Source organism: Peribacillus psychrosaccharolyticus ATCC 23296, from assembly GCF_000305495.1.
GTDB lineage: Bacteria > Bacillota > Bacilli > Bacillales > DSM-1321 > Peribacillus > Peribacillus psychrosaccharolyticus.
Genome location: NZ_AJTN02000203.1, coordinates 24,668 through 37,602, shown reverse-complemented (window position 1 = coordinate 37,602; position 12,935 = coordinate 24,668). Strand labels below are relative to the sequence as shown.

Sequence of the window (12,935 nt, the reverse complement as noted above, 5' to 3'; positions counted from 1 at the left end):
CGTGGAAGGAATGATTCGGGATAACACCATTAAGTGGTGTGATGCATACCTTAACATGTAAAAGACGCTAGGAGGCGGGGCAGTTAATATGAATATCCATGACATCGTTGGCCGCAAGTCTTATCACTGTGACATTATCTTTCGCATAATTGATATCCGTGATCGTGATGGAAAGCCGGAAGCAATTTTGTTTGGAGAGGATATGAGACTAATCGCGGACGCCCCATTTGATGATTTACTAACTTTAGATGAAAAAGAGCGTGAATATCGCCATAGAAACGATGAGGTTCTGCAGGAACAATCATTGTTGTTACTCTCTCAGGATCAAGAATTACAGAAACAGAAAAGTGAATATGAAGCCAGCGATGGATACCGCTACACAGGAGACTATTTTCAAATACCTGGTCGTGTCCTTCACGTGGACGGAGATGCCGTTTATCTGCAAAAATGTATGGATATGTATGAAAAAATTGGGATTCCGGTTCATGGGGTTTATTGTAATGAAAAAGAAATGCCATTAATGATTGGAGATTTACTTGATAAATATCGTCCAGACGTTTTGGTTATCACTGGACACGATTCTTATTCGAAGGCAAAGGGTTCCGTTTTTGATATAAATGCTTATCGACATTCAATCCATTTTGTTCAAGCTGTACGAGAAGCTCGAAAGAAGGTTCCTCATTTAGACCAACTTGTTATTTTTGCCGGCGCGTGTCAGTCACATTTTGAATCCATTATTCAAGCAGGAGCAAATTTTGCGAGTTCTCCATCACGAGTTAATATCCATGCGCTAGATCCGGTTTACATCGTTGCAAAATTAAGTTTCACTCCATATTCCGAACATATCCGAGTATGGGATGTACTGCGAAATACATTAAGCGGCGAAAAAGGATTAGGCGGGATTGAGACAAAAGGTTTGCTGCGTACAGGGATGCCTTATAATCAAGTCCCTGATGTATGAACGCTGCATTTTTCATGTATGCAGCGTTTCAATTTCGAAAGAAATGGCAGTAAACAGCCAGCGGAAAAATGGATACATATTTACCAATGAATAAGCAGATACTAATTTTGTAGAAAATTTGCGAACTTTGCGCAAAAAAATCATTGACAAACAATTTTATTTGCTGATATAATTTATCATTTTGTTTGCGTTTTAAAAGAATGTGTGTTATACTAAAATTAGTGAGGTGAACCGAAAATGCCAAAAACTTTAGCTGATATTAAGCATGCACTAGATTCAAACTTGGGAAAACGGTTGCTCTTGAAAGCCAACGGCGGAAGAAGAAAAACCGTCGAACGTTTCGGAACGTTATCGGAAACCTATCCTGCAGTCTTCGTTATTGAACTGGACCAGGATGAAAATGCGTTTGAAAGAGTATCATACAGCTATGCAGATGTATTAACGGAAACCGTACAACTTACATTCTTGAATAAGCAGCAGGAGATTTAAGCTTTAGAGTAAAGCAGCTAACCATTATGGTTTGCTGCTTTTTTAATTGGCCATTATAATATTTTCTATTATTGGACAAAATTATGGTTAAACTGTCTATTTTTCCTTAATAGGCGGATTTATCCGTTCATGATTAGATGAGTCATACAAATACTATCTATGTACAGTATGGGGAAGGGGTTGGTCAATTTGGGCAGAAGAAAAGGCATAATGACAGAAGGGTTCAAAGAGGAGCTTGCGAAGGAATTAGGCTTTTATGATGTCGTCCAAAGAGAAGGCTGGGGAGGTATACGGGCTGTCGACGCAGGGAATATGGTTAAGCTTGCCGTTGAAAAAGCACAAAGACAGATGAACGACAAAAGATAATAGTCCGTAACGATCTAGTAACCATACAATTAAACCATGCTGTACACGCATAAATGGCCGGATTCCTTTTACGCACATTGGCTTGTCAGCCGATGGACTAAAGGATTCCGGCCTTTTTACGTTTTTTACTACATCAGGATTTTAGGATCAATTATTACGTTAAACCCCTTAGGGTTTGAATATACAATGAAAAAACCTTTAGAATAAGTGCAAATATGATAAAATAAGACAAGAACTTTCAAGAACGTAAAGTAGGTGGAAATATTGAAGCTTATGGAGAAAGCCCCAGCTAAGATAAATTTGGCGCTGGATGTCCTTTTTAAGCGGCCTGATGGATACCATGAGGTGGAGATGGTTATGACGACGGTCGACCTTGCGGATAGAATTGAGCTGAAAGAAATCCGTGGTAATCAGATTGAGATTCTTTCACATAATCGATTTGTTCCAGATGATCAACGAAATCTAGCTTATCAAGCAGCTTATTTATTAAAAGAACGATTTGGTATAAATCAAGGCGTATCGATCGGTATTGAGAAAAATGTACCTGTTGCAGCAGGACTCGCTGGAGGAAGCAGTGATGCAGCTGCCACATTGAGAGGATTAAATAGACTATGGAAGCTCAATTTATCTCTTGATGAACTTGCGGTATTAGGAGCTGAGATTGGGTCGGATGTGTCGTTTTGTGTCTATGGAGGCACAGCCCTTGCACAAGGAAGAGGTGAGATTATTACTCACTTACCTGTTCCGCCTAAATGTTGGGTGATTTTAGCGAAACCAACACTCGGTGTATCTACTGCAGACGTATATAAGAGATTACAGCTATCACAAATGATCCATCCTAATGTCAAAGGCATGATAGGGGCATTAGAAGAGGGGGATTATGCAAATGTATGCAGCGGCCTTGGAAATGTCCTTGAAGAGGTTACGCTCCCTTTATATCCAGAGGTAGCTAATATTAAAGAGCAGATGAGAACCTTTGGTGCAGATGCTGTCTTAATGAGCGGCAGCGGTCCCACTGTTTTTGGACTGGTCGAGCATGAGTCAAGAGTGCAGCGGATTTATAATGGGTTAAGAGGATTTTGTGATCAAGTATATGCAGTTAGAATGCTTGGTGACCGTAATACCATTGAATAAAAACGGATAATAGTGGTATAGTACAGTAAAATATTCGGATTTAAGACAGGGGGTAGAAGGATGAAGTTTCGCCGGAGCGAAAGGCTGATTGATATGACTAATTACTTGCTGGAGCATCCTGGTCGTCTCGTGCCTTTGACCTTTTTTGCAGAAAGATATAGTTCGGCAAAATCATCAATCAGTGAGGATCTTGCCATCATCAAGGAGACCTTCGAAGTAAGGGGAATTGGTTCGTTAAATACTGTTCCTGGTGCAGCGGGCGGTGTAAGGTACATGGTTTCGATAAAGCCTGAAGAAGCAGTGGCTTTTATTGATGAATTGTGTGGAGTTATGACCAGTCCGAATCGACTCTTACCAGGTGGTTATTTATATTTGACGGATTTATTAGGAAATCCGGAAACCGTAAATAAAATCGGCCGAATCATCGCTGCAGCTTATGCGAAGAAAAAAGTTGATGTGATCATGACAATGGCGACTAAAGGGATTCCATTAGCTTATGCAGTAGCAAATTATTTAAATGTTCCCGTGGTTATTGTTAGACGCGATAACAAGGTGACAGAAGGTTCAACTGTCAGTATCAACTATGTTTCTGGATCTTCTAAACGAATTCAGACGATGGTACTGTCCAAACGAAGTTTAGCAGAAACATCAAATGTTTTAATTATTGATGACTTCATGAAGGCTGGTGGAACCGTCAACGGGATGGTCAGCTTGCTCGAAGAGTTTAAAGCAACGGTGGCAGGTATAGCCGTGCTTGTAGAATCAGATCACGTTGAAGAACGTCTGGTTGATGAGTATATTTCTTTAATTAAGTTATCCGAAGTGGATGAAAAGGATAAAACGATTCATGTCACTAGAGGAAACTACTTTACAAAAGAAGCATTTTAATAAGGAGGATCTACTATGAAATCGATACACACGAATGAGGCGCCAGCGGCAATTGGCCCATACTCGCAAGGAATCATCGTAAATAATCTTTTTTATAGCTCTGGACAAATTCCTTTAACTGCAGCAGGTCAGATGGTAGACGGTGATGTCCAGCAGCAAACACATCAGGTCTTTACCAATTTGCAGGCTGTACTGAAAGAAGCAGGTTCATCACTTGGTCAGGTTATTAAGACTACGGTATTTATAAAAAGCATGGACGATTTTGCGCAAATAAATGAGGTTTACGGTACCTATTTTGCGGAACATAAGCCTGCTCGTTCTTGTGTTGAGGTTTCAAGGCTCCCAAAAGATGCATTAGTTGAAATAGAAGTAATTGCGCTCGTTAAATAACTGCGAGCGTTTTTTTTATACAAAAAAATAAAAAAATCATCGCCTGAAAAATTTTTTTGAAAAAAGCTGAAACTGGGTAAAAAGTCGTAGGAACACTGTTCTATCAACATTTCCAGGAATATTAAATGTAACAGCGCTTAACAAAAATATAAAAACTATCTTTTTCAAAAAAATTTACAATTCTTAGAAGGATTTCACATTAATTTGTGGAATATGTACTTAAAGTTTCTAACAATTTGTGAAGGTGGTGAATAGAATGGAAGTGACTGACGTTAGATTGCGCCGTGTTAATACAGATGGCAGAATGAGAGCGATTGCTTCAATAACATTGGATAATGAATTTGTTGTTCATGATATTCGTGTAATTGATGGCAATAACGGCTTATTCGTAGCTATGCCAAGTAAAAGAACACCTGATGGTGAATTTAGAGACATCGCCCATCCTATCAATTCCTCAACACGAGGAAAAATCCAAGAAGCAGTACTAGCAGAGTACCATCGTTTAGGAGAGTTGGAAGTTGAATTAGAAGAAGCAGGAGCAGGAGCTTCTTAATAGTGTAAGAAATGTATAGCATCAAGAGCCTACTTCACAAGTAAGGCTCTTTTTATTGTGAGTAAATTTCTCTTTTCCTATTCCCCGGTCTATATTCAGCAAAACATTAAAAACACCATTTTTTTTTAACTATAAGTAGAAAAAATACAAAAAAACCGTCATAACAGTATATAATAAGGATAAAGGGAATAAAGGTATACATACTTGCGACACATTTGAGCAAGTTCTTTTGTGTGTAAACAATTGACAAAAATATGTATTTTATATCCTGCCTTGAAAACTAGTGATATATACGATAATATTTTTAATGGATAAAAAGCTTAAATGGAGGCCTGTAATGAGTAATCGTTATGCAATTATATTGGCAGCAGGACAAGGTACCAGAATGAAATCCAAGCTTTACAAGGTATTGCACCCTGTATGCGGGAAACCAATGGTACAACATGTTGTCGACCAAGTTAAGCAGCTTCGTACAGAAGAAATTGTAACCGTAATTGGCCATGGTGCTGAATTGGTACAAGACCAACTTGGGGCAAGTTCTCAATACGCCCTTCAAGATAAGCAATTAGGAACAGCCCATGCTGTTATGCAGGCTAAACAAATTTTAGCAGGGAAAGCTGGAACAACGCTTGTTATTTGCGGCGACACGCCTTTAATTAAGGCTGAAACGATGGAGGCTCTGATCAGCATCCATGAAGAAGCTGATGCAAAAGCGACGATTCTAACTGCAGCTGCGGATAATCCTGCGGGATACGGAAGAGTAATCCGCAATGAATTAGGGCAGGTTCAGAAGATTGTTGAACATAAGGATGCAAATGAATCTGAACTGACCGTAAAAGAAATTAATACGGGAACGTACTGTTTCGATAACGAAGCGCTATTCAACGCTTTAAAAAAGGTATCCAATGAGAACGTACAAGGCGAGTACTATTTGCCGGATGTTATTGAGATATTGAAAGCTCAAGGAGAAGTCGTGACGGCTTATCAAACGAATGACTTTAATGAAACAATGGGTGTTAATGACCGCATTGCTTTATCAGAGGCAGAAAAAATTATGCGTAAACGGATCAATGAATCCTTGATGAGCAACGGGGTAACGATTATCGATCCCGCGTCTACCTATGTGGATGCAGATGTCATGATCGGGCAGGATACCATTCTATACCCTGGAACAGTGATTCAAGGACAAACTCAGATTGGCACTGATTGTTTAATCGGACCTAATTCTGAACTGAAAAATGTCCAGCTAGGCAATCGTTCAGTAGTGAAGCAATCTGTTGCACATGACAGTTCAATTGGTTCAGATGTGAATATTGGACCGTTTGCTCACATTCGCCCTCAGTCAGATATAAAAGACGAGGTTAAAATTGGCAATTTTGTTGAAATCAAAAAAGCTTTATTCGGCAAAGCCAGTAAAGCGTCTCACTTGAGCTATATTGGAGATGCAGAAGTTGGGGAAGATGTTAATATAGGCTGTGGTTCCATTACGGTAAATTATGATGGTAAGAACAAACATCTGACTAAAATAGGCGACGGTGTATTTGTAGGCTGTAACTCTAATCTAGTAGCTCCAGTAGCTATTGGAGAAGGAGCATATATTGCTGCTGGTTCTACGATTACAAAAGATGTACCAGGAAAAGCAATGGCTATTGCACGTGCCCGCCAAACGAATAAAGAAGATTACGTTAATAAACTGAAATTCAACAATTAACCCAACGGAGGTTCATCATGTCAAACCAGTATTTAGATCCAAACCTGAAAGTTTTTTCTTTGAATTCAAATTTTAAATTAGCACAGGAAATCGCTGAAGCAATTGGAGTAGAACTTGGTAAATGTTCAGTATCACAATTCAGTGACGGTGAAGTGCAAATTAACATCGAAGAAAGCATTCGGGGATGTGACGTATACGTCATTCAATCGACCAGCCAGCCTGTTAATGAACATTTGATGGAATTGTTGATTATGATTGATGCCTTGAAACGTGCATCTGCAAAAACGATTAATATCGTTATGCCTTACTATGGATATGCCCGTCAAGATCGCAAGGCTCGCGCTCGTGAACCAATTACAGCCAAGCTTGTTGCAAATCTACTGGAAACAGCAGGTGCTGATCGTGTTATAACATTGGATCTACATGCACCACAAATTCAAGGTTTCTTTGATATCTTAATTGATCATTTAATGGGAGTTCCTATTTTAGCTGATTATTTTGAAGCTAAGAACCTTAGTGACCTTGTTATTGTATCTCCGGATCATGGAGGAGTTACACGCGCACGTAAATTGGCTGATCGTCTTAAAGCGCCAATTGCGATTATTGATAAACGCCGTCCGCGTCCAAATGTCGTAGAAGTGATGAACATCGTTGGTAATATTGAAGGAAAGACTGCTATCTTAATTGATGATATTATCGATACAGCTGGAACAATTACGCTGGCCGCTAATGCTCTTGTTGAAAACGGAGCAAAAGAAGTGTATGCATGTTGTACACACCCAGTTCTTTCTGGACCTGCTATTGAGCGAATTGAGAATTCCAAAATTAAAGAGCTCGTTGTTACGAATACCATCGCTTTACCTGATGAAAAACGTACAGCAAAAATCGTTGAATTATCTGTTGCCTCTCTTATTGGAGAAGCAATCATTCGTGTTCACGAAGAGCAATCTGTTAGTACATTATTTGATTAATACAAAAAACGGCGGAATTATATCCGCCGTTTTTTTGTTACTCCAAAGACACCGATGTTTAGAAAATATTTAAAAAGGGCATTGTAGAAGAGATAATATACTACTGAAAATGTTTATTAAGAGAGGCGGAGAGTATATGAGTAACGTATTAACTGCAAAAGAACGGACAGAATTTAAAGGATCGAACTTAACAAAACTAAGGAACGACGGAAATATTCCTGCTGTAGTTTATGGGAATAAAAATGATAGCAAAGCAATTACTATAAATAGTAAAGATCTTTCTAAAACAATAAAAGAAGTAGGACGTAATGGTATTATTTCTCTAGATGTTGAAGGTACTAGCTATGAAGTCATGTTATCAGAATATCAAAAAGATGCCTTGAAAAATAGAGTTTATCATGCTGACTTTTTAATTGTTGATATGAGTTCAGAGATTGAAGCACAAGTTCGTGTGGAACTTGTGGGCGATGCAAAAGGCGTGAAAGAAGGCGGTGTCTTGCAGCAATCTATTCATGAATTGAATGTAACAGCAAAACCTAAAGAAATTCCGGAATCAATTGAAGTGGATGTTACGGGTCTAGAAATTGGTGATACCCTGACCATTGCAGATATTAAAGGGAATTACAAAATTGCAAATGATGAAGAAGAAGTAATAGCTTCAGTTCTTGCTCCTCGTCAAGAAGAAGAAGTGGATGATGATATAGAAACAGAAACTGAGGTCGAAACTTCAGGCCAAGCTACACCTGAAGCGTAAACGTCTAAGTAACTAAAAAAAACATGCTATAATAGACGTAACCATCGTGGTTACGTCTATTATTGTATGAGATAAAAGATAGGTGTATTCGAATTTATTTTTAAGATTGACGGAGTGTGACGTATGAAAATTTTCATTGGCCTGGGTAATCCGGGAAAGCAATATGAGAAAACTAGGCATAATGCAGGTTTTGAGGTAATTGATTATTTAGCAGATAAATGGTCAATTAGTCTAGATCAAGCCAAACATAAAGGGATTTATGGAATAGGAACTGTAAAAGGCGAAAAAATATTGCTGCTAAAACCTCTTACTTACATGAACTTGTCGGGAGAGTCGATCAGTGCTGTATTGCAATTTTATAAAGTGGAAATTAGTGATTTAGTAGTAATATACGATGATTTGGATCTGCCGGCTGGGAAGATTCGTTTGCGTCAAAAGGGAAGTGCCGGGGGGCATAATGGAATTAAATCGACAATTGCACACTTAGGAACGCAGGACTTTAATCGGATCCGAATTGGGATTGGCCGGCCTGAAGGGCGTATTCCTGTAGTGGATTATGTATTAAACCGCTTTTCTGCTGAAGAATGGGTTAGTTTAGAAGCAGCTATAGAGAAAAGTGCCTCAGCTTGTGAGTCATGGCTTGAGCAGTCATATGTACAGGTCATGAATGAATATAATCAATCCTAAGAAATAAAAATATGAACAAAAATATAAACAAATCTCTGTGAATATTTAGACCCTCTTTCGGTTTATACTACTACTAAAGCGACAATAGGGGGTTAAATATATGGCTCTCCACTATCATTGCAGCCATTGCGGAACAAAACTTGGTACAATTGAGGCACAAGTACTGGATACAGAACAGCTTGGTTTTAATAAACTTACCCAAGAAGAACGCATGGACATGATTGTATATGACTCTGCCGGAGATGTTCAGGTTTCAGCGATTTGTGATGATTGTTATGAACTACTACAAAAAAATCCGGAATTGCATCAAAATGATTATATCATCCATTAGGCGGAAGGGAGCTTTGGACCGAATCCAAAGCATTTTTCCGTTTGTTTAATTTTATACAGCCATAGGGCTAAAGCCTACAGATGTACGAGAGAGAGGAGGGACCAATGTGAATGGTTTGCAAAATTTGTTTTCCAAACACGATGATGTCCACTCATTAATTACAGGAATTGATGAAGGATTAAAAGAGCAGCTAATATCGGGATTGTCTGGTTCTTCGCGGTCGATGTTAATTGCTTCTGTATATGAAAAAACAGGTCAGTCGATATTGATCGTAACGCCAAATTTGCTACAGGCACAAAAGCTGCAAGAGGACCTTGCTAATTTCATCTCAGATGAAGAGCTATTCGTCTATCCTGCTAATGAATTAATCGCAGCAGAACTGAGTGTAGCGAGCCCAGAATTAAGGTCTCAACGTGTGGAAGTGTTAAATCATTGGTCGAAATCAAAAAAAGGAATAGTAATAGTTCCTATTCCAGGTTTACGGAAATTACTACCGCCGAAGGAAGTATGGAAGACCTATCAATTTTCCTTTAAACTTGGAGAAGATTTGGATCTGGAAACAGCTATTCGAACTTTTATCTCCATGGGGTATTCTCGTGTTGAAATGGTCTCTTCACCTGGGGAGTTTAGTATCAGAGGCGGAATTATTGATATATATCCGATTACTTCAGCTAATCCAATTCGAATTGAGTTATTTGATACAGAAATCGATTCTATTCGAACTTTTTCGATTGAAGACCAACGCTCCATTTCTAAGCTCACCTCTATTGAAATTGGACCAGTAGTGGAAGCGCTTCTTGACTCAGGACATATCTCATCAGTCGTAGATAAACTAGAAAATGGTCTGAGCAAAAGTTTAAAGAAACTGAAGAATGAAAAAGTTAAAGAACTGTTAATGAATAACGTTAGTTCTGAGTTAGATTTATTGAAAAATGGCATTAAGCCTGACCAAATCTTTAAATATCTAAGCTTAGCCTACGACGTGCCGGCTAGTTTAATAGATTATCTACCGAAGAATGGTATCGTAATTATGGACGAAATTGGCCGCATTCAAGAAGTTAACGATATCCTTGAAAAAGAAGAAGCAGACTGGTATACCGGTCTGCTTGCTGAAGGACAGATCATTCATGATGTAAAACTAGCACACCGTTTACCTGAATTAACGAGTTATTCAGGACATCCGTTTATCTATCTTTCCCTTTTCTTAAGGCATGTCCCATATACTAATCCGCAGAACATCATTAACTTTACTAGTAAACAGATGCAAAGTTTTCATGGGCAGATGAATGTTTTTAAAACAGAAGTTGATCGGTGGAAAAAAAGTAAATATGCGGTGTTAGTCCTTGGACCTGATGAGGAACGAGTTAAAAAGCTTCAAAGCGTACTCGCAGATTATGAAATCGAAGCTGCTGTTCTTAAGGAAACAAGCGAAATTCTCCCTGGAAAGATTCAAATTATCCAAGGGAATTTGAATAATGGATTTGAACTGCCGCTTCAAAAATATGCAATTATTACAGAGCAAGATTTATTTAACAAAAAAACTAAGAAATCTGCTAGAAGGCAAAAGTTATCGAATGCAGAACGGATTAAAAGTTATTCAGAATTAAAGGTAGGCGACTTTGTCGTCCATGTTAATCACGGGATTGGTAAATACTTAGGGATTGAAACCCTATCTATAAATGGAGTGCATAAAGACTATATTCATATTCGCTATCAAGCGAGTGACAAGCTCTATGTACCTGTTGATCAAATTGATTTAATTCAAAAATATGTGGCCTCAGAAGGAAAAGAACCTAAGCTTTATAAGCTTGGCGGAACAGAATGGAAACGGGTCAAGAGTAAAGTTCAGTCATCTGTACAGAATATCGCCGATGATTTAATTAAACTATATGCAGAACGGGAAGCTGCAAAAGGGTATGCCTTTTCTCCAGATGGTGATCTGCAACGTGAATTTGAATTGTCTTTCCCTTATAACGAAACAGAGGACCAGCTTCGGTCGATTGTTGAAATTAAAAAGGATATGGAACGTGAACGGCCAATGGACCGGCTTTTATGTGGTGATGTCGGCTATGGTAAAACAGAAGTGGCTATCAGGGCGGCTTTTAAATCCATCATGGATGGCAAGCAAGTAGCATTTCTAGTGCCAACGACGATTCTCGCTCAGCAGCATTACGAAACATTACGTGAACGTTTTCAAGACTATCCCATTTCAATTGGATTGCTGAGCCGTTTCAGAACCAAGAAGCAGCAGACAGAAACATTAAAGGGATTAAAAGCTGGGACAGTTGATATCGTAGTAGGGACGCACAGGATATTATCCAAGGATATCATTTACCGTGATCTTGGTTTCCTAATTATCGATGAAGAACAGCGTTTCGGTGTTACACATAAAGAAAAAATCAAACAATTGAAAACAAATATAGATGTACTGACTTTAACGGCCACCCCAATTCCGAGGACTCTTCATATGTCGATGCTTGGCGTACGCGACCTATCTGTTATTGAGACACCTCCTGAGAACAGATTTCCTGTGCAAACGTATGTAATGGAATATAACGGAGCACTAGCTCGAGAAGCGATAGAAAGGGAGTTGGCACGGGGCGGACAGGTTTACTTTTTATACAACCGGGTAGAGGATATAGCAAGAAAAGCAGAAGAAATTTCCATGCTTGTACCGGAAGCACGTGTCATTTTTGCACATGGTCAAATGTCCGAGCAAGAGCTGGAAGCAGTGATGCTAGGTTTTCTTGAAGGTGAATATGATGTGTTGGTAAGTACGACCATCATTGAAACAGGTGTAGATATACCGAATGTGAATACATTGATTGTGAATAACGCAGACAAAATGGGCCTATCACAGCTTTATCAGCTGCGTGGTCGTGTAGGCCGGTCTAACCGTGTCGCTTACGCATTTTTCACCTATCAAAAGGATAAAGTACTAACTGAGGTGGCTGAAAAACGACTGCAATCTATAAAAGAATTTACGGAATTGGGATCCGGATTTAAAATTGCTATGCGAGATTTGTCGATACGTGGTGCTGGAAATATTCTAGGTGCTGAGCAGCATGGCTTTATTGATTCAGTAGGGTTCGATCTGTATTCTCAAATGCTGCAGGAAGCAGTAGAAGAAAGACGTAATAAAAAACCTGTAGATGTAACGCCTGCTCTCGAGATGGATATTGAGGTGGATGCCTATATTCCAGATACTTATCTTTCTGATGGGCACCAAAAGATTGAGATGTACAAACGCTTTAGAGGCATTACCACCTTAGAAGAACTTGAAGAACTGCAGGAAGAGATGGTAGACAGATTTGGCGACTATCCTCAAGAAATCACCTATTTATTTTTAATTGCAGAAATGAAGGTCTATGCTCTTAAGGCAGGAATCGAAGGAATTAAACAAGCTAAGCAGGAGATTTCCATCCTTATCTCAGAAAAAACAAGTGCACATATAGATGGTCAAAAGATTTTCCAATTAGGTTCGAAGTTTGGACGGATGGTTGGTCTTGGGATGGAAGGAAGCAAAATGAAGCTGGTTTTACACATCAAGGGAATCGCTGATGAAAAATGGCTGCAGATTTTATTTGAACTGGTTAAAGGATTGCAAAATGTAAAAAGAGAAAAGCAATCTCAGTAAAAGTCATTAGTAAAGCGAGCTTTTCAACTGTCTGAAAAAGAAATATTTTTTCAAAATGCATAG

General features: G+C 38.9%; 13 protein-coding genes. All 13 read left to right on the top strand.

Annotation, left to right across the window (positions count from 1 at the left end):
* Nucleotides 1-88 precede the first annotated feature (88 nt).
* The 13 genes from yabG to mfd all read left to right on the top strand — a co-directional run bounded on the left by yabG (nt 89) and on the right by mfd (nt 12,872).
* On the top strand, nt 89-961 hold the full coding sequence (gene yabG, locus WYK_RS13445) for a sporulation peptidase YabG (protein WP_040374993.1): 873 nt from the start codon (nt 89-91) through the stop codon (nt 959-961).
* A gap of 237 nt (nt 962-1,198) precedes the next feature.
* On the top strand, nt 1,199-1,450 hold the full coding sequence (veg, locus tag WYK_RS13440; protein WP_040374992.1) for a biofilm formation stimulator Veg: 252 nt from the start codon (nt 1,199-1,201) through the stop codon (nt 1,448-1,450).
* Between the two features lie 189 nt (nt 1,451-1,639).
* Complete coding sequence (locus WYK_RS13435) at nt 1,640-1,816, top strand: protein sspF (RefSeq protein WP_081704885.1); 177 nt, start codon at nt 1,640-1,642, stop codon at nt 1,814-1,816.
* Between the two features lie 264 nt (nt 1,817-2,080).
* Nucleotides 2,081-2,950: a 4-(cytidine 5'-diphospho)-2-C-methyl-D-erythritol kinase gene (ispE, locus tag WYK_RS13430; RefSeq protein WP_040374990.1), complete on the top strand. Its 870-nt coding sequence runs from the start codon at nt 2,081-2,083 to the stop codon at nt 2,948-2,950.
* Between the two features lie 60 nt (nt 2,951-3,010).
* Nucleotides 3,011-3,838, top strand: coding sequence for a pur operon repressor (gene purR / locus WYK_RS13425; protein WP_040374989.1), 828 nt, complete (start codon nt 3,011-3,013; stop codon nt 3,836-3,838).
* 15 nt (nt 3,839-3,853) lie between these two features.
* The gene (locus tag WYK_RS13420; protein WP_040374988.1) at nt 3,854-4,228 is read left to right on the top strand and encodes a RidA family protein; all 375 of its coding nucleotides are present in this window, start codon (nt 3,854-3,856) and stop codon (nt 4,226-4,228) included.
* Between the two features lie 256 nt (nt 4,229-4,484).
* Nucleotides 4,485-4,781, top strand: a complete 297-nt coding sequence (spoVG, locus tag WYK_RS13415) for a septation regulator SpoVG (RefSeq protein WP_028390521.1) — start codon at nt 4,485-4,487, stop codon at nt 4,779-4,781.
* A gap of 337 nt (nt 4,782-5,118) precedes the next feature.
* The gene (gene glmU, locus WYK_RS13410) at nt 5,119-6,492 is read left to right on the top strand and encodes a bifunctional UDP-N-acetylglucosamine diphosphorylase/glucosamine-1-phosphate N-acetyltransferase GlmU (protein ID WP_040374987.1); all 1,374 of its coding nucleotides are present in this window, start codon (nt 5,119-5,121) and stop codon (nt 6,490-6,492) included.
* Nucleotides 6,493-6,509: 17 nt separating this feature from the next.
* Nucleotides 6,510-7,463 carry a ribose-phosphate diphosphokinase gene (locus WYK_RS13405; RefSeq protein WP_040374986.1) on the top strand — a complete coding sequence of 318 codons (954 nt, stop codon included), beginning with the start codon at nt 6,510-6,512 and terminating at the stop codon, nt 7,461-7,463.
* A 136-nt stretch (nt 7,464-7,599) separates the two neighbouring features.
* Nucleotides 7,600-8,217, top strand: coding sequence for a 50S ribosomal protein L25/general stress protein Ctc (locus tag WYK_RS13400; RefSeq protein WP_040374985.1), 618 nt, complete (start codon nt 7,600-7,602; stop codon nt 8,215-8,217).
* A 123-nt stretch (nt 8,218-8,340) separates the two neighbouring features.
* On the top strand, nt 8,341-8,904 hold the full coding sequence (pth, locus tag WYK_RS13395) for an aminoacyl-tRNA hydrolase (RefSeq protein WP_040374984.1): 564 nt from the start codon (nt 8,341-8,343) through the stop codon (nt 8,902-8,904).
* Between the two features lie 100 nt (nt 8,905-9,004).
* On the top strand, nt 9,005-9,235 hold the full coding sequence (locus WYK_RS13390) for an anti-sigma-F factor Fin family protein (RefSeq protein WP_040374983.1): 231 nt from the start codon (nt 9,005-9,007) through the stop codon (nt 9,233-9,235).
* Between the two features lie 106 nt (nt 9,236-9,341).
* Nucleotides 9,342-12,872, top strand: a complete 3,531-nt coding sequence (gene mfd, locus WYK_RS13385; RefSeq protein WP_040374982.1) for a transcription-repair coupling factor — start codon at nt 9,342-9,344, stop codon at nt 12,870-12,872.
* Nucleotides 12,873-12,935: the final 63 nt, after the last annotated feature.

Bases quoted from the DNA above. Each gene is read 5' to 3' on its own strand.
- WYK_RS13405 (WP_040374986.1), top strand. From the start codon at position 6,510: ATGTCAAACCAGTATTTAGATCCAAACCTGAAAGTTTTTTCTTTGAAT.
- glmU (WP_040374987.1), top strand. From the start codon at position 5,119: ATGAGTAATCGTTATGCAATTATATTGGCAGCAGGACAAGGTACCAGA.
- WYK_RS13420 (WP_040374988.1), top strand. From the start codon at position 3,854: ATGAAATCGATACACACGAATGAGGCGCCAGCGGCAATTGGCCCATAC.
- pth (WP_040374984.1), top strand. From the start codon at position 8,341: ATGAAAATTTTCATTGGCCTGGGTAATCCGGGAAAGCAATATGAGAAA.
- purR (WP_040374989.1), top strand. From the start codon at position 3,011: ATGAAGTTTCGCCGGAGCGAAAGGCTGATTGATATGACTAATTACTTG.
- WYK_RS13390 (WP_040374983.1), top strand. From the start codon at position 9,005: ATGGCTCTCCACTATCATTGCAGCCATTGCGGAACAAAACTTGGTACA.
- veg (WP_040374992.1), top strand. From the start codon at position 1,199: ATGCCAAAAACTTTAGCTGATATTAAGCATGCACTAGATTCAAACTTG.
- spoVG (WP_028390521.1), top strand. From the start codon at position 4,485: ATGGAAGTGACTGACGTTAGATTGCGCCGTGTTAATACAGATGGCAGA.
- yabG (WP_040374993.1), top strand. From the start codon at position 89: ATGAATATCCATGACATCGTTGGCCGCAAGTCTTATCACTGTGACATT.
- WYK_RS13400 (WP_040374985.1), top strand. From the start codon at position 7,600: ATGAGTAACGTATTAACTGCAAAAGAACGGACAGAATTTAAAGGATCG.